This is a genomic window from Gilvibacter sp. CC01, from assembly GCF_055755295.1.
The window spans coordinates 268,594-292,089 of record NZ_CM146909.1 but is presented as its reverse complement, the minus strand read 5'-3'; the positions used below and the strand labels follow the sequence as shown (position 1 = coordinate 292,089).

Genomic DNA, 23,496 nt, shown 5'->3' with positions numbered 1-23,496 from the left:
AGATAAAGCAAGCCTAACTTGCAAGGGGTCGGTCAGTGAGCGATTAGGCCCCTATTTTTTTGGCCTATTGTCAAGGCTCTGAATCAGCATTGCAATAAGAATAACCAAGACACAGCCTATTAGATTCAGCCAGAGGTAAGGAATGACATCCCAGAACCAGAGCCCAATGATCATCACTTGTGTCACTATGGCCGCTAAAAAGACAGCACGGCTTCTCACAAACTTGATAAAGAAAGCCAGTAAAAAGATTCCTAAAACATTTCCGTAGAAAATTGAACCAATAATATTCACCAATTGGATCAGGTTCTCAAAAAGGTTGGCCACACAGGCCACCAGTATAGCGAGTACTCCCCACATGGCTGTAAACCATTTAGATTTATTGATGTAAAAAGCTTCATCTCTTTCTTGGGTCTGCCTGCGTTTATAGATGTCTATGGTAGTAGTGGTGCCTAAGGCATTGAGTTCTGATGCAGTGGACGACATCGCTGCGGATAGGATAACTGCTAGTAATAAACCGATCAAACCTTTAGGCAAGTTATTGAGAATATAGTGGATAAAGACATAGTCCTTGTCATTCACTGTTGCATTCTCATTGACCTGAAGTATGACCGTCTTTGCTTTTTCTCGTAGTTCTTTGTCTGTGGCCTGTAGTGATTTCATCTTAGCCACCAACGGACCATCTTTAAGGCCATCTGTAGTGGCGGCCATTGCTGCCTGCACAGCAAAGAGTTCCTTTTCAACAACTAATCTTTCGGTCTCTAAGGCCTTGTACTCATCGGCGTAATCGCTGGCCATCACTTCGCTTACATTACTAGGATTAAAGTGCAGGGGAGCGCTATTGTATTGGTAGAAGACAAAAACCATAACCCCAACCAAAAGAATAAAGAACTGCATAGGTACTTTAAGCAGCCCGTTAAACATAAGCCCCAATTGACTTTGCTTTACTGATTGTCCACTCAGATAGCGCTGTACCTGACTTTGGTCGGTCCCAAAATAGGAAAGCATTAAAAAGGTTCCACCAATGATCCCGCTCCAAACGGTATAATTGTTTTCAAAGTCGAAGGAAAAATCGAGTACGTCCATCTTTCCGCTTGCGCCTGCAATTTCTAGCGCCTTGCTAAAGGTAACCTCTTCCGGTAGGCCGTCTAAGATCAAATAGAAAGCAATAAACATTCCGGCAAAGATGACTGCCATTTGCTGTTTCTGGGTGACACTTACCGCTTTGGTTCCACCGCTAACAGTGTAAATGATAACCAATACACCAATGATGATATTGAGTAGATACAGATCCCAGCCCAATACTGCAGAGAGTATGATGGCTGGGGCAAAAATGGTGATCCCTGCAGAAAGGCCTCGTTGGATCAAGAACAAAAAGGCAGTGAGCACACGGGTCTTTCCGTCAAAGCGCTGCTCTAAGAACTCGTAAGCCGTATAAACCTTTAATTTGTGGTATAAAGGGATGAACACCATACAAATAATGATCATCGCTATAGGCAATCCGAAGTAAAACTGTACAAAGCCCATCCCGTCGTGAAAAGCTTGTCCGGGCGTAGACAAAAAGGTAATAGCACTGGCTTGGGTAGCCATTACAGAGATTCCAACGGTCCACCATTTGGCGGAGTTTCCTCCTCTGAGATAATCGGATACCTTGCTGTGCTTTCGCGTTTTCCAAGCTCCGTATATAACAATGAACAAGAGCGTGGTGGCCAGTACCAACCAATCTTCTAATTGCAACTTATTCATTGACTAAAATGATTCATTAACAAATAAAAGACTATCCCGTAGACCAAATTGGCTACCAGGATCAGGGTGTACCACTTATTCCAGCGTCTAGGGTTTTCCATTATTTTCCTATGGATAATAGGTTAGCGAACAAGCGGTATGCGCCAGGAACGCCCGCCGGAAGTTCTCTAAAGAAACTCAATCCGGTATAGATATAATGGCCCTTTCCGTGTTTGGCGACCAAAAGGCTTCCCTTAGAATCTTCTTTGGCTTGCTTGTCTTTCATTGCTAAAATAGCCTCGTATTGGCTGTCCCAACTGCTTGGAAAATACAGCCCTCTTTCTTGTACCCATCCTTCAAAATCCGAGGCCGTTATTTTGTTTGGACTATTGAGTACCGGATGCTGCGGAGCCAATAAGGTCACCGGAGCATACTCGTCTGTAACCCGCTCTCTCGAAAGAGTGATGGGGTAAGGTGCAAAATCGTTAGTGACCAAGCCGCGACTGGTGTTGTATTGCACAATTACGTTCCCTCCGGAGGCGACATAATCGGCAACAACTTGTTTTTTAAACTGTAGTTCATCTACAGTATTGTAGGCTCTAACACCGAATACCAGAGCGTCGTAATTGGCTAGATTGGCAAGGCTGAGTTCTTCTGGCGCCAAGGTAACCACATGATACCCAATCTGCTCTAAACTCTCTGGAATTGCATCTCCTGCTCCTTTTACATAAGCGATATGCTCCCCGCGTTTTGCAATGGGAATGCGCGCCACTTTTGCCTGAGATGGCATCAAGACATTCTGGAAAGGAATGTGTGGATAGTCTATCTGGATCAACTCTTGCGTATAAATCTGTCCATCACTAGTAACTAGGGGTCTAATATAGCCCTCGCTTTGATTGGCCGGAGGCGTCACCGTAAAATTAAAGCGCTGGGTTTCTCCTTGATTGTCGAGCTTAAAATTGATACTGTTAGGACTAGCGGTCCAGCCCTGAGGTAATTGAAGGCTTAGCTCACCACTTATATTGGCTTTTCCTGCACGAACTTCTACAGGAATCACTTTAGAGTCTGTATTCGCGAAAATGATCACCTTTTCCGCTATTGTAGTGGTGAGTTCCGGCAATACATCAAAAGGTCTGTAAACCTCTCCATCCACTGGGTCGTTGAATTTGTACACCACATTGCGTAGGGCAGACATGTTCACACCATTAATACTGATGTTGAACTGCACCGGAAAGCGCTGAGGCGCTCGAGGCAGACCGATATAATCCTCCCGGCTTACTTTATACATTCCGAGCGTACCAGGTTCTTTTAACCAATAGGGAGCGGTATACTCCGCAAGTGGGCTAAAAGTGCCACTAACACTGCTGGCCGTATAGCCTTGGTTAGTTGCTAAAGGTACAGCCGCAAACATGTCAGGGAATTTCACTACTGCAGATGTAAGTCCGTTTAGTTTTACGTTCAGGTTAGAGCGGTTAATCGCTTCTATACGAATATTTGGATCACTCTTTAAAGTTGTCTCTTGCTGATCGGCCACCGCTTCTAAAAAGATCCCGCTGCAATCTAGGATGATCTTTTTTAAGGCTTCGAGTTTAATGGACTTCCAATGACTGGCCGGAAGATTTTCTAAACGTTTATAGGCTTCTAGCAATTTGGACACATTGGCAGCTGGGTCTTGAAAATTAAAATTGGCGATCACCTGATCTACAATTGCGCCAACAGCAGCTCCACCTTCCATGCGAGACCAAGAGGTATTCACGCCTTCAAAAAGATCTTCTTTGTTCTTTGGAAAATCTCCCTTAATGAACTCCAGCCATTCGGTTTGCGATCCGCGACTACCGGTACTACCAAAGCCCTGAGATTTATGCATGCTGCGGCTCAGTGCTGCGATCTCTCCATTGGAAAGTCCGCGCGTAGGGAAGTAGTTCCCGGTCTCAACAGACACCAAGTTCGTCTTGTCGGCCTCGTTGAATTTTTCTTGGCTGCCATAAAACCACCAGCTGGTATTAAAAAATAAGCGTTTTGGCTGCCAAATCCCGTATTTTTCTGCGGATTCTGGAAAGGCCTTCGGGTCTCCAGCTAGGTCAAAAGCCTCCACGCTGAGCATGGCAGAGGAGGTGTGGTGTCCATGAGTACTTCCAGGAGTCCTGTGGTTGAAACGATTTACAATGATATCTGGCTTAAATCGTCTAATGTTCATCACCACATCTTTGAGCACCTCGTTCTTGTTCCAGATCGCCAAGGTTTCGTCTGGGTGTTTGGAATAACCAAAATCATTGGCTCGCGTAAAGTATTGACTTCCACCGTCTGTTGCTCGGGCTGCCAATAATTCTTGGGTTCTTATAACTCCCAGAAGTTCACGAATTTCTGGGCCTATCAGATTTTGGCCACCATCGCCTCGGGTCATCGATAAATAAGCTGTTCTGGCTTTTACATCGTTGGCCAGATAAGAGATAAGTCTTGTGTTCTCATCGTCTGGGTGTGCAGCCACGTAAAGGGCTGTGCCAAAGAAACTGAGTTTTCTTAGGTCTTCATAGATTTCAGAGGAATTCGGTTTTTCTGGTTTTTGAGCCGAACTTGCTAAGGGTAGCAATATGGCGATAAGCAGTAAAAAGCCTTTTAATCGCATGGGTGGTAATTGGTATGGTTTGCTCAAATATAGCCAAATTAGATGCCGAGCTGCCGCCTCTTAAAGCTTCTTTAACATTTAGGAATCCGCAGCTGCAACAATTTCAGATAAACCTTTATAGACCAAGTGCGTGGGCAATCCCATAACCGTAAAGAAGGAGCCTTCTATTCTGGGAACAGCTACATAGCCCAACCATTCTTGAATGCCATAACTTCCGGCTTTATCGTAAGGTTTATAGGTGTCTACATAATAGGCTATCTGCTGTTGGTTTAATGGGTCAAACCAAACTTTTACCTTATCGTGCATAAGCAGCTGTTGGTTCTTTGTTGTAATACAGATAGATGTTATCACTTCGTGATAATTGTCTTGTAAACAGCTCAACATAGCGATAGCTTTTTGGCGGTTTGCGGCTTTTTCCAAGGGTTTCCCTTGAAACCAAACTATGGTGTCGCTGGTAACCAGAATATCATTGTCTTGCAGGTCTGTAAAGGGTTCCGCCTTTTTTTTGGACAAATAGTTTGTGATCTGTTCAGCCTGCAATGTATCATCGTAAACCTCATTTACTGGGCGGATATCTAAAACAAAATCAAAGCCCATTTCCTTGAAGAAATTCTGCCTTCTGGGCGAGGCTGAAGAAAGGATAAGTCTGTAATTCTTTAAGCGTTCTTCTAAGAGCATTATTGATAAGGGTAAATGAAAAGCGATATTAGTCCTAAGACCATGATGATCTTTAATAAAAACGATAAGAACTGATAATCTTCGCGTCTGCTGGCAGACCAAGCCTTAATAGAAAAAAGCAGCAGGGGTGCTCCCAAGGCTATAAAGAAGTAAGCCAGCATCAATTCAGAATACAGGAAATTACTATAGGCGTAATAGAGCACCGCTAAAAGGGAGATAAGGCCAAATCCAAAAATGACTGTGCCTGCTCTTTCGCGGCCAATGGCGATGGGAAGCGAGTTCACCCCAAAGTTCTTATCGCCATTAATGTCAATAATATCTTTAACAAGCTCCCGTATAAAATTCAGGCTAAAGGCAAAGATCGCATAGTCCATTAGCAGACCCATAACTCGCAGCTGTGTATCTTGATTAGCTGGATGCGCTACGGGAGCCAGATCAAATACGCCAACTAATAAAACCACTAGTGCGGTGAGCAAGGCTATTAATAAATTACCAGCTAATAAAACCTTTTTCAAAGAAGTTGCATAAAAGTAGAGCAGCACCGAACAGAGCACAAAGAGTGCAGCAAAATTGGCTTTGTCTATGGCATAAGCGACCCAAAAACCGAGTCCAACCCCTAAGGCATTAAAGGCTACATAAGCATTGAAACCAGTCTTCTCAGAGATGGATCGCCCAATGATCAGGGCATGAGGGCGGTTTATTCCATCGATTCCTTTGTCTTCTATATCGTTAATAATATAGCCTCCTGCAGCAATAAAGGCAGTGGCAAGCATCAGCAGCAAAAAATTTATGCCATCTAAGGCCTGACTCACGCCAAAGCTGGGAAAGAAAGCCCATTTTATAATTGCCTGAGTGGCGATTATGATCAGTAAATTCGGCCAGCGAATAAGTTTTAACCAGGCGTTTACCCCCATTTGCCGTGTACTTTTAGAACTTGTTCTATAAGATCTCTAGCGCAGCCTTGTCCACCATTTTTGTGCGAAACATAATCCGCAACAGCCTTGACCTCAGGGATAGCATCTTGTGGACAGCTAGCCAGGCCCACAGCCTTAAGCGGTGGAATGTCCGGCATATCATCTCCCATATAAGCGATCTCGCTCAAAGCAACACCACTTTTTTGACAATAGTCCTCCAAAAAGTTCGACTTTTTATGGGCGCCTAAAAACACCTCTGTTATTCCCAGCCCTTCCAGTCGCTTGCGAACACCTTCGTTGGTTCCGCCGGAAATAATGGCAACATTAAAACCTTGATCTACCGCACGTTTAAGCGCATAGCCATCTTTGATATTCATACTGCGGAGCAGTTCTCCGTCTGAGGTGATCAACACTTTGCCGTCGGTCAGTACACCGTCTACGTCGAAAATAAAGGTTGTGATCTGCTCGAGTTTGGTTTTATAACTCATGTATTTTGAGAATTTTTTATCGCTGTGGTAAGCAGTTGATATATCTTTTGGTTTGCTGCGGATTGAATCGATAAGTGGGCCTGCATGATACTTTCATCGCCGCGTTTGGCCGGGCCTGTTTGCACATCAGCCGGTTTTTGATCTATGACTTTTTGCGCTGTTTCTAGTATGAGCGGTTGTAGTAGATCAAAAGGAATCTCTCGATCTTCTAAGATCTCGTAGGCGGTCTGATACAATTGGTTCACGAAATTGTTCACATAGACAGCAGCCAAATGCAAATACTTGCGCTGCTCACTGTCCATGGCCTCGACCCTTGAACTCAATTGTGAGGCAAAGTGGTGAAGCAGCTCAAAATCGTCCTCAGAATGCACCTCTAGACAAAAGGGTATGTTTGTAAAATCTACAGCACGCAACTTGCTAAAGGTCTGTAGTGGATAACAGACGCCACGCCTTTCTGCCTGGATGGCATCTAGCTTTTGTGCTCCCGAGGTATGTGCTAATAGTCCGTGTTTCTTTTGAAGCCCGGCAGTTACCTTGCCTATAGCGTCATCACTAACGGCAACTATGGTAAGGTCTGCAGCAGGTAGTGCTAAAGGATCGGTCGTTGTTAGAACTTGGTCAAAATCGCGTAGGGTTTCAGGGTTTCTTCCCAACACACCAACAAGGGTTATCTCTTCCAAAGGCAACACAGCCTCGTAGATGTGATAAGCCAGGTTTCCGCTACCAACAATTGCCAGTTTTATCATAGAGACGAAGGTAATAATTTTTTAAGTGGAGTCTGGAGATTAAACAAAATAGAGCAGCTTGATGAGGCAATAAAAATTGCTGAGTAATTCAAAGCGCGAAGCAACATTTTTTTAAGCCTTGTTTTGTAAATTTGCATCAAAATTGCAGCATGCAAAAAAAGTTCCTCTCCATCCTTTTTTCGACCCGATTAACTGCGGTCTTATTCATTGTTTTTGCGGCGGCTATGGCTGTTGGTACATTTTTAGATGCCTCTCAGACCACATCGCCCACGCCCTTGACCAACCATTACATCTATAAAGCTTGGTGGTTTGAAGCCATTATGGTTTTGTTCATGATCAACTTTATCGGTAACATTAAGCGTTACCGCTTAGATAAACGCGAGAATTGGGCCACGCTCTTGTTGCACCTTTCTTTTATCCTCATCCTGCTAGGAGCAGGGATTACCCGCTACATTGGTTATGAAGGCGTAATGCGCATCCGTGAAGGCGAAACAGAGAACACCATGCTCAGTGCAGAGGTGTATCTCAAAGTGTTTATAGATGGAGATTCTATTGTAAACGGATTAAAGCAGCGCCGCAACTTACAACCCAGAGCGGTGAACTTTTCGGAGCGCTTGGCCAATAAATATAAGGGAGATAATATCTTAAAGACCGATTATAACGGGCAAGAGGTGACTTTTACATTTGTCGATTATATTTCTGGAGCCAAGGAAGACCTTATTCCAGGTGATGCCGGGGAGCTTTATTTAAAGCTTGTAGAAGCTACAGATGGTAACCGTCACGAACATTGGCTACAAGATGGCACGGTCACTCAGGTGCATTCTTTGGCTTTTGCTTTTAATAAGCCTACTACCGGTGCTATAAATATCTTCTACAACGAAGATGAAGGCTTTAGCATTAGCACTCCGCTAGAAGGATCGTATATGCGAATGGCAGATCAGCAACAAGGCCAGGTAGTAGCAGACAGTATTCAGCCGCTGCAATTGCGTTCGCTCTACCAGATTGCCGGGAATCAATTCGTATTTCCAGAAGGGCTAGTGCAGGGTGAGTACGGCATTGTTAAAGCGCCTAAAGAAGATCAAAGCCAAGTAGGCGCCTTGTTCCTAGAGGTAAGCTCTGCAGGAGAAACTAAACCCCTGACCTTGATTGGTGGTAAAGGTAATGTGCCAGATCCAGAGATCGTAGAAGTTGGAGGCTTAGAGGTCTACGCGAGTTATGGGGCCAAAGAAATGGAATTGCCATTTAGTTTGACCTTGAACGATTTTATAGCAGAGAAATATCCCGGAACCGAGTCTGCCTATAGTGCTTTTAAGAGCAAGCTAACGGTAAACCCACCTGCTGGAGAGTCTTTCGACTACGACATCTATATGAATCACGTTTTGGATCAGGACGGTTATCGTTTTTTTCAAGCCTCTTTTGATCAGGACGAGAAAGGGACCATTTTAAGTGTGAATCACGATTTTTGGGGTACTTGGGTGACCTATATCGGTTACTTCTTACTCTATTTAGGCCTTATGTTGATCTTATTTGATCGCAGAACCCGTTTTGGCAAACTCAAGCAAATGTTAGAAAAGGTTAAGAAAAAGAAGGCTGCTTTAATGTTGCTAGCTCTGTTGAGTTTTGGGGCCTATGGACAAGATGGTCATCGCACAGATCAAGACCTTGAAGCCAAACAAGCACAGATAGTCGCCTCCGCAGTAGCCAAAGATCACGCTAGTAAATTCGGAAAGGTCATTATACAAGACAACGGGCGTATGAAGCCTATCAACACCTTTTCGTCCGAGCTCTTGCGCAAGATCAGCAGAAAAGACAGTTATGCTGGCCTAACGGCAGATCAGGTTTTCTTGTCTATGAGTGAACATCCACAATTGTGGATAGACGTGCCTATCATTTACCTACCTAGAGGGAATGACAGTATTCGCAAGATCTTAGGGGTAGCCAATGACGTAAAGGCGATCTCCCTTTTGGATATCGTGGATCAGCAGGGAAACAACAAACTTGACCCTTATCTTACCGAAGCAACTAGAAAGAACAACCCTAACAAGTTCGAGAAGGATTTCATTAAGGTCTATGAGCATGTGTATTTGCTCAACCAAGCCCTTACCGGTAGTATATTAAAGATCTTCCCGATTCCTGGCGATCTGAACAACAAATGGGAATCGACCTTAGACATTAGAACCCGCATGGCTACCAAGGACGATTCCATTAAGGGGCAGTTATTTCCTGTTTACTTGCAGACCTTGCGTGACGCCCGTGGCGATGGCAATTACGAGAATGCAGATAAACTCCTTGAAGCAATAACAGTTTATCAGAAGAACAACGGTAGCGAGGTATATCCATCGGACAAAAAGATAGAAGCAGAAATAGCCTATAACAGAGCGGATATATTTAACCGACTCTACATGTATTTTGCTTTGATAGGTGTGGTGATGTTCTTAATGATCATCTGGCAGATATTTACAGAGAAAAAATTCTTGAAAGGCGCAATTACAGCATGTAAAGTGGTCATCTGGCTCTTCTTTGTACTTATGACCTTAGGTTTGGCAGCCCGATGGTATATAAGTGGACATGCCCCTTGGAGCGACGCCTACGAATCCGTCATTTATGTGGCCTGGGCTACAGTTTTCTTCGGATTGGCCTTTGGTAGAAAATCTGTACTTACAGTAGCTTCTACCGCTTTTGTGGCTTCTATAATCCTATGGGTGGCGCATGAGAATTGGTTAGACCCATCTATTGCCAACTTACAACCGGTATTGGATTCGTATTGGTTAATGATCCACGTTGCTGTGATCGTAGCGAGTTACGGACCTTTCACCTTAGGAATGATATTAGGATTGGCAGCCTTGTTGTTAATGGTCCTGACCACCAAGAAGAACAAAGAGCGCATGAAGCTCAATATAGAGGAGATCACCATCATTACCGAACTGGCCTTGACCGTTGGATTGGTCATGCTTACCATTGGAAACTTTTTAGGGGGACAATGGGCCAACGAGAGTTGGGGACGTTATTGGGGATGGGATCCTAAAGAAACTTGGGCGCTGATAAGCATTATGATCTACGCCTTTGTGATCCATATGCGATTGGTTCCAGGTTTACGCGGTCGTTGGACCTTTAACTTTGCCAGTGTAATAGCCTATGCCTCTATTATGATGACCTATTTTGGGGTGAACTTCTATTTGACCGGATTGCACTCTTACGCAAGTGGTGACAAACCCATTACTCCGGGCTTTGTGTATTACACTTTAGGCTTTGTGGCTATTTTGAGTACTGCGGCATGGATCCAATACAAGAAACACTTTAAAAAAGTAAAGGCCTGACGCTTTTAAAACGCACAGGCCTTGTACTTCGCTAAGTTAGCCGTCTAGTTATAGATATAGTCTGGTTGCTGATCCAGCATACGATAGTCGTCCTGGATTTGTTCAGCGATTTCGAGTTTGCGATACAAATTGAGAGTTAGGTGCTCTACCTCACGTTCGCTTAAGTTGAGTATTCTTGCAATCTTGTGATTTTCCTTTCCTTCTGATACATACTGTAACAATCTGGTTTCGGTGTTATCAAGATCATAATGATCGATTAGGTTTTCCATATAGGCTTCTTCGGATTCCATAAGGGCAGCTCCTCTAGAAAGTGTCTCAATGCGTTTCAAGTAGATGCGCATTTCTGTGCTCATCAATTCTTTCTCTTCCTTAATAGAGCGCATGCGGTACATAATAGCATAGCTCAATACAAGCATTTCAAAAACACTACCTATTTTAAGGTGTACGGGTTGAATGTTCAAGAAATTGATTCCCAGTCCTTTGAGCAAGTAATAATCCGTAGCCATTACAAAGAGCAAACTATAAGACACTACAAAGATTCGTGCATATAGCCCTGCATTCCACAAACGTATTCCAACAGCTAGATAAGTGAGCGCTACACTAAAGATCATGATTTGCCCTACTGTGTAATAACTGAATTCTCCAAAGCCCCAATACATGCCAAAGCTAATTGCAGCAAAGCCTAATAGAGCAGTAGTAAACCATCTGAGTCTCGGGAAATGTTGATTGCTTCTTAAGAATTGACAAGCAAAGGCAACACCCGCAAAGCCTACCAATAAATGGAGTATTGGCTCCAAATATGTGTTTACAAAGCTTCCGGTCACTCCGAATAGATTAAACAAACCATCGCTGAAAGAGTAGGTGAGTCCAACCGTGATCAAAAAGGCTGCGTACTTAAAGAATACCTTTTCGTCAAAGAGAATAAAACACATTAAGTTGATCAGTACCACCATAATGGCGAAACCGTAGTACAAGCCTAATTGAAATAATGTTCGTTGATTTTCCGCATCGTAAACTGCTTCTGAGGCAATAGCGACCGGAACCTGCGCTTCTTGGTGTAGTTTTACACGTAAGAATAACGGATAATTCGTCGCATCGCTAAGTCTGTAAGTAGGGTAGCGGGTAAATCCTTCCTGTCCTATATTTAAACCACGACTGTTATATAAGGTCGCATCGTAAATGTGGGGACTCGATAAGGTCAATACCTGATCGTGAGTGTTGGATCCGAAGATCTTGAACCAATATGTTCCATTGTTCAGCCCAAAGTTCTCTAAGCCGTATGGGATGTAATCGGCAACGGAGGCAGACGTAAAGTCTAACTTCTCCGGAGAATCCTGCATATAGCGCACCTGTTGTTGACCAAGGGCATTAAGGGTCAGACAAAGCAGGAGGCCTAAAATAAAGCTCCTGTACATAAGTAAATCAATCAATTTGGGACTCGAAAGATATAAAAATCCTACTTTGACCGATAAAATTATGCATTTAATCGGTAAAAAAGGCTAAAAAAAGTGTAATCAGGTGTATTTTCCTACAAATACATTTGACATTCTTACAAGTTAGTGCCCAACCATGTCCTCAGGACGTACCCAAGCCTCAAATTCTTCCGCCGTAAGATAACCGAGTCGAACTGCTTCTTCTTTTAAGGTAGTGCCGTTAGCATGCGCCGCTCCAGCTATTTCTGCTGCTTTGTAGTATCCAATCTTGGTATTTAGTGCAGTAACTAGCATCAGGGAGTTATTCAACATCTTTTCAATGACCTGATGGTTTGGCTCTATTCCTTGAGCACAGTTAAGATCGAAAGAAACGCAGGCGTCGCCAATGAGTTGTGCAGACTCCAAGATGTTCGCTGCCATAACGGGCTTAAAGACGTTCAGCTCATAATGTCCTTGCATACCGCCAACACCAATGGTCACATCGTTACCCATAACTTGAGCACAGACCATGGTCAAGGCTTCACATTGCGTTGGGTTCACCTTTCCAGGCATGATGGACGATCCTGGCTCGTTAGCAGGAATAATGATCTCTCCAATTCCAGAACGCGGCCCACTAGCCAATAAACGAATATCATTGGCGATCTTATTCAGCGATACCGCCAATTGCTTCAAAGCACCATGGGTTTCCACTATGGCGTCATGGGCAGCTAAGGCTTCGAATTTATTCTCGGCACTCACAAATGGAAGCTTGGTAAACTCTGCTATATACTCAGAAACGCGCTTGGCATATCCTTTTGGAGTATTGATCCCGGTTCCTACCGCAGTTCCTCCTAAAGCCAATTCACTTAGATGCGCTAAGGTGTTCTTTAATGCAGCCAAACCGTGATCTAACTGAGATACGTAGCCTGAGAATTCCTGTCCGAGGGTCAGAGGAGTAGCATCCATAAGGTGGGTTCTCCCGATCTTTACAACATCTTTAAATTCTTTGGATTTCGCTTTTAGCGTATCGCGAAGCTGTTCTACGCCAGGGATGGTGGACTCTACTACTTTTTTGTAGGCAGCAATATGCATCCCAGTTGGGAAAGTATCGTTAGAAGATTGGGACTTGTTCACATCGTCATTAGGTTGTAAGGTCTTTTCGCCTTCGCCCACGGTTTTTCCTGCCAATTGATGGGCGCGATTGGCAATCACCTCATTGACATTCATATTACTCTGAGTACCACTTCCTGTCTGCCAAATTACCAGAGGGAACTGATCGTCGTGTTTTCCTGCTAAGATCTCATCACATACCGCAGCAATAAGATCGCGTTTGGCTACATCTAAAACTCCCAATTCACAATTGGTATAGGCGGCAGCTTTCTTTAGGTAGGCAAAACCGTAAACGATCTCCAAGGGCATGGAAGCAGCTCTTCCTATCTTGAAGTTATTTCTAGAGCGCTCAGTTTGAGCCCCCCAAAGTTTGTCTGCAGGTACTTTAACTTCTCCTAAAGTGTCTTTTTCTATGCGGTATTCCATGGTCTTTTGTTTAAGACTACAAAGGTAAATATTGAAGGGCAAAAGTGCGAGAGCAGAGGGATATAATTTTTTTAACTGCGGACGAAATATTTTTTAGATTTTCGATTATCTTTGCAGTGTATTAAAAACACTTACCCATGTTCGAATTTGACCAATATTTAGGATTTTTAGCATTCTTAACCATCTTGACCATCGGTTTTTGGTTGATGATCTTTCTAATTAGCATCATCCCTTATTGGATCGGCGGGGCACTAATCGAAAAAATGAAGATGAAGCGCGAAGCCAAAAAGGCACAGCAATAAGCTTTATTTAAACAACATAAAAAAAAGAGCGGTCAATTCGACCGCTCTTTTTTTGTTCCTTATGGACGTCCTTGGAATTCAAAGTCGTCATCACCACCTCCAGGACCGCCTCCTCTTTGTTGGCGTCTCTTTTGCTGATTGAATCTATAGGTAAAGGTAAGATTGAACTGACGTTCTCTCCACTGGAATTCGCTCTCTTGTCTAAAGGTTGGCGTATTGGTCTCGCTAATACGCTTTCTGCTGTTAAATAGGTCACGTACGTTAAACCCTAGAGTAGCATTATCGTTAAAAAGATCCTTAGCAAAGGCAAGGTCTATAGACAAAATTCCTTTGTTTCTGGTCTGGGCGTCTTCTCTTGGGCCACGGTAAAAGGCATTGGTCTGCCAATCGATCTTAGCCGGCAGGGTTACCTTAGAGGAGAATCTTGCAAACCAACTGGTGTTGTCTGCGCTAAAGTCTGTGCCGTTAAACTCGCCTTCTGTCACAAAACGGAAAAAGTTGAAGCTTCCATTAAGGCGTAACCATTTGGTAGGGTTGTATAGTACTCCGGCTTCCGCTCCAAAGCGCTCGTTAGTCGCTAAGTTGATCGGAATGGTTCGCACTACAGGCACACCGTTTGGCGTAACATCTCCTGTGTTCTCTCTAATGAATTGAAAGGCGTCAGTCTCGTATTGATAGTACACAGAACTGGTAAGGGTTATCTTTTCCCAACGCTTTAGGTATCCCAAATCGAAGGCAGAAGCAAAGGCAGGGTTCAGCCCTGGATTCCCTTGAAAGATATTCGCCTCACTAGATCGCGAAGGGAATGGATTCACAAAGAAACCGCGCGGACGGTTAATACGTCTGTTATAACCAAAAGTGATGTTCTCGCTTTCTCCAAGTTCATAGATGAGGTTCACCGTAGGGAAAAGCCCGTCAAAGGTTTCGTCAAAATCCACTTCGAAATCATCGCCTACAGTTGGGTCGAAATCAGATACCTCACCTTGTTGGCGAGTAGATTCGTAACGAAGTCCTAATAAGAAAGAGAATTTGCCAAACTTATTTCCGTACTGGGTGTAAATCGCATTGACATCTTGGCTAAAGGTAAATACGTTAGACAGGTTTCCGTTGCGTTCAAATACGCCGCTAGTACCTACTTCTTCCAATACCTCAAAATCGGTAACTGTCTCACGGAATTGCCCACGATATCCAGCTTCGAACTGTGCATTTTCACCGATTGGTAATACATAGTCCGCCTGCAACAAATAGTTGTCGCGAGATTCATCTGTGGTAATATCTTCTGCAGGAAGTGTCTCTGAAGTTGGAAACGCATTGCTCTCTCCAATGAAGTTTGCTTCCACCTCATTACGAGTATCATATTGCAAGTCAATAGCCAGATTGTGACCTTCGTCATTAAAGTTATTGGTATAGTTCAAGGCTACCTGATAGCTGTCTCCTGTCTCTGCCTCATCTTCTATACGTACCGTAGATTCAGCCAGTTGGTTAGAAGCGTTGAACTCATCAGTAAAGTTCGAAGTTCTGGAGTCGTCGTTTCCTGTTCTGTAAAATCCAGAAGCCGTGATCGTTGAGCGATCTGTCAAATTATAAGTTATCCCTAGATTGGTAGTTATTCCTCTGCGGATTCGATCTATATCGCGATCTTCTATTACAAGTGGATTCTCAACACCATCAATAAAGAACTCATTACTAAAGAAACCGTTTCCCGGAGATTCCTGATAGCGTACCGAGGTAGTGTTGAAAATATTGAATTTCTTCTGGCGGTAATTGATATTACCGGTAAGGCTGCTTCCCCAAGGGAAACCAACATTGGTTATAATAGAACCATTAAAACCTAAGTTTTTATCTTTTTTAAGTACAATATTTATGATTCCTGCGGAGCCTTCGGCGTCATAACGGGCAGAAGGAGAGGTGATCACTTCTACGCGCTCAATGGTCTCCGCCGGCAATTGTCTTAGTGCATCCGTGTTTCCAAAGCCTGCAAGGGCACTTGGTCTTCCGTTTATCAAGATCTGAACATTGCCGTTTCCTCTCAGGTTGATGGCTCCATCCACATCCACGGTCACCGATGGTACGTTGTTCAATGCATCACTAACTGTAGCACCACTGGTGGTCAGGTCCTTCCCGATATTGTAGATCTTTTTGTCTAAGCGAACCACAACTTCTGTGGTCTCCGCAGTAACGACAACCTCGTCCAAGCTTGCGGCGTCCAGAGCCATTGCCACCGGCGGTAAGTCTGTGTTCTTGTTTACCAAGACGTTCTCTTTCCTTACAGTTTTATAGGAAATGTAGTCGTACTGCACGGTGTAGATACCTTCTGGTACCGAGATCGAATACTTCCCATCTATTTCTGTGATTCCTCCTGCAACCAAATCATTGGTAGCATTAAAAAAAGAAACGGTTGCAAATTCTAAGGGTTGTCCAGTTTGCTCATCAACTATTAATCCTTTAACGGTATAGTTGCGGGCATTGGCTTGACCATAACTCAGTTGTATAGTAAATAGGAGTAGGGCAATATAGGTTAGCGTTTTTAGCTGCATGATGGGTAATTTTCGGCGAAGTTAGACCGATAAATCACGCAGCTAAGCCAACATTTTGTTAATGTTATATAATGTTTTGTAAAAAATCGTGAACCGCATTAACAGGTCTACCAACCACTGCTTTTTGACCATCGCTTAAAATAGGACGCTCTATTAGTTTTGGATGTGACACCATAGCGGCTATTAACTCTTTTTCTGACAGGCTTTTACCTTTAAAATCAGATTTCCAGATAGCCTCGCTTTTACGGATCAAGGCATTTGCCGTTATCCCCAGTTGCCCCAGCAGCTGGGTCAATTCCGCAGCAGTTAAAGGATCGTTCAAATACAAGCGAACTTTATGGTTTAAACCACTTGCCTCAAGGGCTTGTAGTCCTTCTCTAGATTTTCTGCAACGCGGATTATGATATATGGTGATCATGGGCATAAGGTTTTATTAAAGCTTCTAATTCTAAGGTGTAATCGTGCTGGAGATCTTCGTGTAATTTCTCGATCTTTTGCTCGATCAAGTGGATCTGTCGCCAGAATATATTGGTCAAAACACGATTCTCGAAAATTGTTGGTTTTATTAAGGTCATGCGATAACAGAAGTGCATGAGCAATTCCACCGCAGTCTCATTTTGGTTGGAGTATCTTATGAATCGACGCAATTCCCTTAATATCTTGCGTACGCTTTTCTTTATATAATAATGAGATTGTGTATTTATGCTGTCAAAGCTTTGATCCATATCTGCCTGCAGCGCGCTGATGTAGCTTTCCTCATCTTGCCGATCAAAAAGCAAATAGCTCAGCATTTCCTTATTGTCTCGCTTAAAACGAGCTAGTTCTAAACAGAGGTTTATAAGACTATCTCTGTCTTGAAGATTTAGCTCCTTTTTAATCTGAGATAAAGGTTGTGGCTTTATACCCATAGCCAGTATTTACGCCTTTGGAGATTTACCCGAGATATGACCAGCCACGATCATTGCATCAGTTTCTGCAAGAGAGCGAAACACTTCAAATGTCTTTCCCTGAGTGCGCTGTGCTCCCATTGCATTGCCGTATTGTGCCGCCTTGACATAGGCCGTGTCCTCTTCTAAAAGACCAAAGGCAATACCTCCGGCAAAAGAATCTCCGCAGCCTGTGGTATCTACAACATGATCCACAATGACCGGGGCAACGTGCTCGGCATGCAGCTCACCGGCTTTTAGGCTGTAGACCATAACGCCGCGTGCATCTAAGGTAACATAGAGCGATTTTAGTCCATGTTTTAAACAATGCGAGGCAAATTCCGGGAGTTGTGATTCACTCATGGCATCGTGCGTAGCCAACTCACCCAGATCGTATTCGTTCTTGAACCAACTGCAATTCGCCTCTTCCAAATTCATCTTTAAAACATCGATAAAGGGAAGCCAACGATCGCGATCTACCCAAAACTTGGTCACACGATCTCCGCGATGGGTCAAGGCAGTAGTAGGGCCGTGGGCGTCAAAAACCACAGTGGCGTCACTGTTGTTCTTAATGTATTGTAATGTTTCTAAAGGAACTTCAAAATCGGTTACCGGGACACAGACAAAAACATCGCAATCCAGCAGAGGTGCTACATCTTCTGGGGTTATGGGCGGCATAAAGGCTGTTTGTTTTTCTTTTCTGTTATTCTGATCTAAGAACTGTAGTTGGATCACATCGCCTTGGTCGCTGGCAGAAGAGATATGATCTGTATTGATGTTATCATAGGGAGCCAATACATCGAGCACACCTTGATAGTCTACTTTGCGAACATGGGTTACCGGATAGACAACGCCTTGATCACCTAGAAGTTTGGACAAAGCTATGGCCGTATGAGTAGCTGCTCCGTATTTTTGAATCACTTCTCCGTGGTGTGTGACTATATGATCCCTTGGGATCGGCCCTAAAACTGCAATTTTATACATATTCTAAAGTTCATCGGCCGGTTTCTCTTGTCCGGTCATCATTAAATATTCCTTTAAGAATTCGTCTATATTTCCGTCTAGAACGGCATCTGTATTACCGCTCTCGTAATTGGTCCTCACGTCTTTGATCAATTTATACGGGTGCAAGACGTAGTTTCTGATCTGTGAGCCCCATTCGATGGATTTCTTTTCTGATTCGATCTGATCTCTGGCTGCTTGACGTTTTCTGAGTTCTATCTCATACAGCTGCGATTTAAGCATTTGCATAGCCTTTTCCCGATTCTCCAGCTGTGACCGCGTCTCACTATTGTGTATCACGATCCCAGAAGGGTGGTGGGTCAAGATCGCTTTGGTCTCCACCTTGTTCACATTCTGCCCTCCAGCACCGCTAGATCGCGCAAAATCCCAGCTAATATCCGCAGGATTTATATCTATCTCTATACTGTCATCGGCAAGTGGATAAACATAGACCGAAGCAAAACTCGTATGTCGTTTTGCATTACTGTCAAAAGGAGAGATGCGCACCAATCGGTGAACACCATTCTCACTTTTTAACCAACCAAATCCGTATTCTCCATCGATCTCTAAGGTAACAGTTTTTACCCCAGCTACATCTCCGGCTTGAAAATTAAGTTCTTTTACTTTAAAACCTTTCTTTTCTGCCCACATCAGATACATGCGCATAAGCATTTGTGCCCAGTCGCAACTCTCCGTACCTCCTGCGCCAGCTGTGATCTGCAGTACAGCGCTCATATCGTCACCCTCGTCGCTCATCATATTTCTGAACTCGAGGCTTTCTGTAGCATCCAAGGCTTTGGTAAAGGCAGCATCAACCTGCGCTGCAGTGGCTTCGTCCTCTTTATAAAATTCTAAGAGCACTTCGGCTTCATCAATTAAGGTAGCAGCCTCTTCAAAATCACTGACCCATTTTTTTTGGCCGCGTAATTTTTTCATAAAAGCTTCTGCTTCTTTGGGATTGTTCCAAAAGTTTGGATCAAAGGTCTTTTCTTCGTCGTTGGCTATAATGACACGCTTTCCGGCTATGTCAAAGATACCTCCTTAACGCATCCTGGCGCTCTCTAAGATCTTTTATCTGATCTGTTGTAGTCATGCTTGCTTGTTAGAGAGACAAAAATAAAACTTCAGTCTCTGCAATGAAACATTTTTGATGTATTTTTATGGCACTAGCAAACCATTTATTTATGAAGCGATTGATTTGCCTTTTGGCAATTGTATGTGTCATCTCCCCAGTTAATTCACAATTTTTAGACAAGAAAGAAGACTTACAGACCTTTGAAGGGTTTTTTAAGTTTCATTACAGCCCCTCTGAAGACGCCATTTTCTTAGAGGTGGACAAGCTCGATGAAGAGTTTCTCTATGTGCATTCACTCACCTCCGGACTCGGTTCTAACGATATTGGATTAGACCGCGGTCAGTTAGGGGATGGTGTCATAGTCAAGTTTGTCAAGGCTGGGAACAAGCTGCTGCTTATGCAACCCAATCAAGAGTATCGCGCCGTTACAGACAATCAGGCCGAGAAACGTTCGGTAGAGCAGGCCTTTGCTAAGTCAGTACTTTTTGGTTTTCCCATAAAAGAGACCAAGGGCAGCACTTATGTTATTGATCTAACACCTTTTTTGATGCTCGATGCGCATGGCGTATCTAAACGTTTAGCCCGTGCAAAAGAAGGGAAATACACTTTAGACAAAAGCAGAAATGCCCTTTGGATGGAGCGCACCAAGGCCTTCCCGAAGAACGTAGAGTTCGAGGCCATGCTCACCTTTAAAGGCGACCCTACCGGGCGCCATGTGAGTAGTGTGGCTCCAGATGCCTCTGCGCTTACTGTGATCCAACACCACAGTTTTGTACAATTACCTGACGATGGATACAGCCCAAGAGCCTTCGATCCGAGAAGCGGCTTGAATATGCGAAGTTATTTGGACTATTCCACTCCAATTTGGGAGCCTATACGAAAGCGAATCATTGTTCGTCATCGTTTGGAAAAGAAGAATCCATCCGCAGCAGTAAGTGAAGCTGTTGAACCGATAATATACTATCTGGATCCGGGAACTCCAGAACCTATACGTTCTGCGCTTTTAGAAGGAGGGCGCTGGTGGAACCAAGCTTTCGAGGCTATCGGTTATAAGGATGCCTTTCAAGTAAAAATGCTACCGGAAGACGCGGACCCAATGGACCTCAGATACAATGTGATCCAATGGGTGCATCGCTCTACGCGCGGCTGGAGTTATGGCGCTAGTATAGTAGATCCAAGAACCGGCGAAATACTAAAAGGACATGTAAGCTTAGGGAGCTTGCGAATCCGTCAGGATTTTATGATAGCCCAAGCGCTCATGAACAAACCCTTTGCCATTAGCGATCAAAATTATAAACCCATGCTGGCCATGGCGCTATCGCGTATTCGTCAACTCTCTGCTCACGAAATTGGCCACACCCTGGGCTTTGCACATAATTTTGCAGCTAGTCCAAGTGGACGCTCCAGTGTAATGGACTATCCGCATCCTTTATTGCGGATGAAAAACGGAAAGGTCGATTTTTCAGAGGCCTATGACACCGGAATTGGAGCATGGGATAAGGTTACAGTGGCTTATGCATATGGCAATCCGAGTGGCGATGAAACCGAGAGCTACTATTTGAATAAGATATTGGAGCAGGCTAAAAAAGATGGCTTGCAATTCATTTCTGACAGTGATGCTCGGGCTCAAGGCGGGGCCCACGCCTTTGCTCACCTATGGGATAACGGGGCTGATGCTGTTTCTGAATTGAACGAGGTTTTAAAGCTACGTGCTCAGGCCATGGATAATTTCTCTGTAGACAACATTCGCTCGGGAGAACCACTTACGGTACTGGAAGATGTATTTGTACCCTTGTATTTCTTCCATCGTTATCAAACAGAAGCGGCGGTGAAATTGGTGGGTGGAATGAACTACAACTACGCAGTTAAGAACGATGATAATTTAATCACCTCAGTTTTACCAAAAAAGGATCAAAAGAAAGCCTTAGATGCCGTATTAAAGACGCTGTCGGCAGACGCTCTTGCTATACCAGCAGATGTGTTAGGACTATTCCCGCCACGTGCTTTTGGGTATTGGCGAGGAAGAGAGTCTTTTAAAAGTAAGACCGGAGTCGCTTTCGATGCTATAGGTGCCAGTGCAACTGCTGCGGATTTTACTTTGGGATTATTACTCAATTGGGAGCGCGCCAATCGCTTGAGCCAACAGGCTGCATTGGATGCTAATAATATGAGTTTTTCAGATATGCTCAACGGCTTGAATACAGCTGTATTCAATGCAGATGCGGGTAAGGATGCCTACAAAACCGCTATTGTACAAACAGTTCAACATCAAAGTTTACAGCACTTGTTTAATTTGGCCTTGAACCCCAACAGTCGTCCGCAGGTAAAAGCCGATGTATACGCCTTGGTAACTGCCTTACAACAGCAGTACAAATCAAAATCCGACGCATTTAGTAAGCAACTGCTGCGAGAAATAGAGCAATTCTTAGACGATCCGGAGGAATTTAAACCGCAAGCGGCTCCGCAGATACCGGACGGTAGTCCGATAGGGAGCTTTCAATGCTTTTACCCAACAAACTAGATCATGAACAGAATCTTTCTATGCTGTCTAGGTTTACTGCTGATGAGTTCTGCTTATGGGCAGCGCAAACGCGGAAGTATCGCCTATTTAGACTCTATTGCTAAACAGCAAGTAGAAACTTTGCGTACACAGCAGGTGGATACCTTATTCGTTTGGGCCAGAAGTTGCGAAGGAGATGCCCAGGCTTTCCGTATGAAAGACGGTAAATTCTGTAGTTCTAAAGACACCTATATAGAAGCAGCTGTGATCTATATGAAAGCGGGGAAGCCTATGGTCACTAAAATGGACAATTGTGGCTTGTTTAAACCCGTAACATTACCAAATACAGAGATACTTGATTACTATCTGGCAAATCAGGATGAGATCAAGGGATCTGGGGTGAAGTCTTATGAAACAGATGCTGTTTACGATACGCCCACAGCCAGAACCGAAGTTTACCGCTGTCAACGTAATTATGTATTCTTTGATGAAGATGGCGAGTATGAGTTTCGGTACAAAGAATTGGATCTTACCAACGATCCGGAGTATCCTAATAAGAACTACACCTATAATAACCACCACCCTCAGGTAAAACTAGACGCGCTGATTAGTCCTCTTATGGACCAATTAGAAACTCAAGCCAAGTTCAGAAGACAATAATACTATGATCGACCTAAGAAGCGATACAGTTACCAAGCCAACGCCTGGCATGTTACAGGCTATGCTACAAGCAGAGGTTGGCGACGATGTATATAAAGAGGACCCCTCTGCCAACGCCTTAGAAGCCCGTATGGCTGAAATGTTCGGAAAGCCGGCAGCCTTGTTCTTTCCTACAGGAAGTATGGCCAATCAGGCGGCAATTAAGTTGCATACCCAACCTGGAGAGCAGCTTATTTGCGATAAATACGCACATGTATATAATTATGAAGGAGGTGGAGTGTCTTTTAATAGCGGTGTCTCCTGTAAGTTGTTAGACGGAACACAGGGCAAGATTACCGCGGCTCAAGTTGAAGCGGCGATCAACCCACCGGATTTTTACCACAGCCCACTTACAAGTTTAGTGTGTTTGGAAAATACCACCAACAAAGGAGGGGGAGCTTGTTATGATCTGGAAACAATTGATGCGATCCGAGCAGTTTGTGATAAACACGGCCTTGGATTGCATTTAGACGGAGCCCGACTCATGAACGCCATAGTGGCCAAAGGACAAGACCCAAAGGAATTCGGCAAGCGTTTCGATACCTTGACCGTTTGCTTTAGTAAAGGACTTGGTACTCCGTTAGGAACCGTATTAATAGGTGACCAAGAACTCATGGACAACGCTATACGGGTGAGGAAGGTTCTAGGAGGCGGGATGCGACAAATTGGCTATATGGCGGCAGCTTGTCTCTATGCGCTTGATCATCATGTGGAGCGCTTGGCAGTAGACCATCAGAAAGCAAAAGAAATAGGGGACTTACTCGAAAACCTCCCGCAAGTGACTAAAGTATCTCCGGTAGAAACCAATATTGTGATCTTTCACGTTAAAGACGAAGCTGGGTTTTCTAAAGCCATGGCAGCTCGTAATATCATTATCAGTAATATGGGGCAGGGCGCCTTGCGCGTGGTAACTCATTTGGATTATACCGATACTATGCACGCAGACTTCCTACAGGCACTGCGCGAAACCTTATCATAAAAAAAGCCCTGCGTTGGCAGGGCTTTGATTTTTTGAA

At 44.0% G+C, this 23,496-nt stretch carries 18 protein-coding genes; 5 read left to right on the top strand and 13 right to left on the bottom strand.

Annotated features, from left to right (window positions below):
• Positions 1-51: 51 nt before the first annotated feature.
• From AC0J2F_RS01410 to AC0J2F_RS01385, 6 genes are all read right to left on the bottom strand, one after another.
• Positions 52-1,734, bottom strand: coding sequence for a sodium:solute symporter family protein (locus AC0J2F_RS01410; RefSeq protein ID WP_473009353.1), 1,683 nt, complete (start codon positions 1,732-1,734; stop codon positions 52-54).
• Between the two features lie 109 nt (positions 1,735-1,843).
• The gene (locus tag AC0J2F_RS01405) at positions 1,844-4,348 is read right to left on the bottom strand and encodes a PIG-L family deacetylase (RefSeq protein ID WP_473008276.1); all 2,505 of its coding nucleotides are present in this window, start codon (positions 4,346-4,348) and stop codon (positions 1,844-1,846) included.
• A 78-nt stretch (positions 4,349-4,426) separates the two neighbouring features.
• Positions 4,427-5,026, bottom strand: coding sequence for a Maf family protein (locus AC0J2F_RS01400; protein ID WP_473008274.1), 600 nt, complete (start codon positions 5,024-5,026; stop codon positions 4,427-4,429).
• Positions 5,026-5,940 carry a geranylgeranylglycerol-phosphate geranylgeranyltransferase gene (locus AC0J2F_RS01395; RefSeq protein ID WP_374957907.1) on the bottom strand — a complete coding sequence of 305 codons (915 nt, stop codon included), beginning with the start codon at positions 5,938-5,940 and terminating at the stop codon, positions 5,026-5,028. Before AC0J2F_RS01395 ends, AC0J2F_RS01400 begins: the two co-directional genes overlap by 1 nt.
• Positions 5,931-6,428 carry a KdsC family phosphatase gene (locus AC0J2F_RS01390; protein WP_374957908.1) on the bottom strand — a complete coding sequence of 166 codons (498 nt, stop codon included), beginning with the start codon at positions 6,426-6,428 and terminating at the stop codon, positions 5,931-5,933. The genes AC0J2F_RS01395 and AC0J2F_RS01390 overlap by 10 nt, the downstream gene beginning before the upstream one ends.
• On the bottom strand, positions 6,425-7,174 hold the full coding sequence (locus tag AC0J2F_RS01385) for a Rossmann-like and DUF2520 domain-containing protein (protein WP_374959263.1): 750 nt from the start codon (positions 7,172-7,174) through the stop codon (positions 6,425-6,427). Before AC0J2F_RS01385 ends, AC0J2F_RS01390 begins: the two co-directional genes overlap by 4 nt.
• 149 nt (positions 7,175-7,323) lie before the next feature.
• Between AC0J2F_RS01385 and AC0J2F_RS01380 the strand changes: the two genes are divergently transcribed.
• Positions 7,324-10,491 carry a cytochrome c biogenesis protein gene (locus AC0J2F_RS01380; protein WP_473008272.1) on the top strand — a complete coding sequence of 1,056 codons (3,168 nt, stop codon included), beginning with the start codon at positions 7,324-7,326 and terminating at the stop codon, positions 10,489-10,491.
• A gap of 44 nt (positions 10,492-10,535) precedes the next feature.
• Here the strand turns inward: AC0J2F_RS01380 and AC0J2F_RS01375 are convergent, their stop codons facing one another.
• Together AC0J2F_RS01375 and fumC are read right to left on the bottom strand one after the other, a co-directional pair.
• Positions 10,536-11,906, bottom strand: coding sequence for a 7TM diverse intracellular signaling domain-containing protein (locus tag AC0J2F_RS01375; RefSeq protein ID WP_374957911.1), 1,371 nt, complete (start codon positions 11,904-11,906; stop codon positions 10,536-10,538).
• A gap of 141 nt (positions 11,907-12,047) precedes the next feature.
• On the bottom strand, positions 12,048-13,439 hold the full coding sequence (gene fumC / locus AC0J2F_RS01370; protein ID WP_473008270.1) for a class II fumarate hydratase: 1,392 nt from the start codon (positions 13,437-13,439) through the stop codon (positions 12,048-12,050).
• A gap of 137 nt (positions 13,440-13,576) precedes the next feature.
• Here fumC and AC0J2F_RS01365 point away from each other — a divergent pair, with 137 nt between their 5' ends.
• Positions 13,577-13,741 carry a hypothetical protein gene (locus tag AC0J2F_RS01365; protein ID WP_087525182.1) on the top strand — a complete coding sequence of 55 codons (165 nt, stop codon included), beginning with the start codon at positions 13,577-13,579 and terminating at the stop codon, positions 13,739-13,741.
• A gap of 59 nt (positions 13,742-13,800) precedes the next feature.
• Here the strand turns inward: AC0J2F_RS01365 and AC0J2F_RS01360 are convergent, their stop codons facing one another.
• From AC0J2F_RS01360 to prfB, 5 genes are all read right to left on the bottom strand, one after another.
• Positions 13,801-16,278: a TonB-dependent receptor gene (locus AC0J2F_RS01360; RefSeq protein ID WP_473008269.1), complete on the bottom strand. Its 2,478-nt coding sequence runs from the start codon at positions 16,276-16,278 to the stop codon at positions 13,801-13,803.
• Between the two features lie 64 nt (positions 16,279-16,342).
• On the bottom strand, positions 16,343-16,696 hold the full coding sequence (arsC, locus tag AC0J2F_RS01355; RefSeq protein WP_473008267.1) for an arsenate reductase (glutaredoxin): 354 nt from the start codon (positions 16,694-16,696) through the stop codon (positions 16,343-16,345).
• On the bottom strand, positions 16,677-17,186 hold the full coding sequence (locus AC0J2F_RS01350; RefSeq protein WP_473008266.1) for a hypothetical protein: 510 nt from the start codon (positions 17,184-17,186) through the stop codon (positions 16,677-16,679). Before AC0J2F_RS01350 ends, arsC begins: the two co-directional genes overlap by 20 nt.
• A 9-nt stretch (positions 17,187-17,195) precedes the next feature.
• On the bottom strand, positions 17,196-18,188 hold the full coding sequence (locus AC0J2F_RS01345; RefSeq protein WP_473008265.1) for a carbohydrate kinase family protein: 993 nt from the start codon (positions 18,186-18,188) through the stop codon (positions 17,196-17,198).
• Positions 18,189-18,191: 3 nt separating this feature from the next.
• Positions 18,192-19,299 (bottom strand): peptide chain release factor 2 gene (gene prfB, locus AC0J2F_RS01340; RefSeq protein WP_473008263.1). Its coding sequence is split into 2 segments (ribosomal slippage): positions 18,192-19,235 and positions 19,237-19,299, totalling 1,107 coding nucleotides; the frame shifts between segments, so codons are not numbered across the junction.
• 91 nt (positions 19,300-19,390) lie between these two features.
• Between prfB and AC0J2F_RS01335 the strand changes: the two genes are divergently transcribed.
• The 3 genes from AC0J2F_RS01335 to AC0J2F_RS01325 are packed head-to-tail and all read left to right on the top strand — an operon-like array spanning position 19,391 to position 23,459.
• A complete protein-coding gene (locus AC0J2F_RS01335) occupies positions 19,391-21,802 on the top strand; it encodes a zinc-dependent metalloprotease (RefSeq protein ID WP_473008261.1) in 2,412 nt (803 codons plus the stop codon).
• A 3-nt stretch (positions 21,803-21,805) separates the two neighbouring features.
• Positions 21,806-22,441: a hypothetical protein gene (locus AC0J2F_RS01330; RefSeq protein WP_473008260.1), complete on the top strand. Its 636-nt coding sequence runs from the start codon at positions 21,806-21,808 to the stop codon at positions 22,439-22,441.
• A 4-nt stretch (positions 22,442-22,445) separates the two neighbouring features.
• Complete coding sequence (locus AC0J2F_RS01325; RefSeq protein ID WP_473008258.1) at positions 22,446-23,459, top strand: threonine aldolase family protein; 1,014 nt, start codon at positions 22,446-22,448, stop codon at positions 23,457-23,459.
• Positions 23,460-23,496: the final 37 nt, after the last annotated feature.

What these genes read in the sequence shown, in the direction of transcription:
- AC0J2F_RS01405 (WP_473008276.1), bottom strand. Translation starts at nt 4,348, where the DNA reads ATGCGATTAAAAGGCTTTTTACTGCTTATCGCCATATTGCTACCCTTA.
- AC0J2F_RS01400 (WP_473008274.1), bottom strand. Translation starts at nt 5,026, where the DNA reads ATGCTCTTAGAAGAACGCTTAAAGAATTACAGACTTATCCTTTCTTCA.
- AC0J2F_RS01395 (WP_374957907.1), bottom strand. Translation starts at nt 5,940, where the DNA reads ATGGGGGTAAACGCCTGGTTAAAACTTATTCGCTGGCCGAATTTACTG.
- AC0J2F_RS01390 (WP_374957908.1), bottom strand. Translation starts at nt 6,428, where the DNA reads ATGAGTTATAAAACCAAACTCGAGCAGATCACAACCTTTATTTTCGAC.
- AC0J2F_RS01385 (WP_374959263.1), bottom strand. Translation starts at nt 7,174, where the DNA reads ATGATAAAACTGGCAATTGTTGGTAGCGGAAACCTGGCTTATCACATC.
- AC0J2F_RS01380 (WP_473008272.1), top strand. Translation starts at nt 7,324, where the DNA reads ATGCAAAAAAAGTTCCTCTCCATCCTTTTTTCGACCCGATTAACTGCG.
- AC0J2F_RS01375 (WP_374957911.1), bottom strand. Translation starts at nt 11,906, where the DNA reads ATGTACAGGAGCTTTATTTTAGGCCTCCTGCTTTGTCTGACCCTTAAT.
- fumC (WP_473008270.1), bottom strand. Translation starts at nt 13,439, where the DNA reads ATGGAATACCGCATAGAAAAAGACACTTTAGGAGAAGTTAAAGTACCT.
- AC0J2F_RS01365 (WP_087525182.1), top strand. Translation starts at nt 13,577, where the DNA reads ATGTTCGAATTTGACCAATATTTAGGATTTTTAGCATTCTTAACCATC.
- AC0J2F_RS01360 (WP_473008269.1), bottom strand. Translation starts at nt 16,278, where the DNA reads ATGCAGCTAAAAACGCTAACCTATATTGCCCTACTCCTATTTACTATA.
- arsC (WP_473008267.1), bottom strand. Translation starts at nt 16,696, where the DNA reads ATGATCACCATATATCATAATCCGCGTTGCAGAAAATCTAGAGAAGGA.
- AC0J2F_RS01350 (WP_473008266.1), bottom strand. Translation starts at nt 17,186, where the DNA reads ATGGGTATAAAGCCACAACCTTTATCTCAGATTAAAAAGGAGCTAAAT.
- AC0J2F_RS01345 (WP_473008265.1), bottom strand. Translation starts at nt 18,188, where the DNA reads ATGTATAAAATTGCAGTTTTAGGGCCGATCCCAAGGGATCATATAGTC.
- AC0J2F_RS01335 (WP_473008261.1), top strand. Translation starts at nt 19,391, where the DNA reads ATGAAGCGATTGATTTGCCTTTTGGCAATTGTATGTGTCATCTCCCCA.
- AC0J2F_RS01330 (WP_473008260.1), top strand. Translation starts at nt 21,806, where the DNA reads ATGAACAGAATCTTTCTATGCTGTCTAGGTTTACTGCTGATGAGTTCT.
- AC0J2F_RS01325 (WP_473008258.1), top strand. Translation starts at nt 22,446, where the DNA reads ATGATCGACCTAAGAAGCGATACAGTTACCAAGCCAACGCCTGGCATG.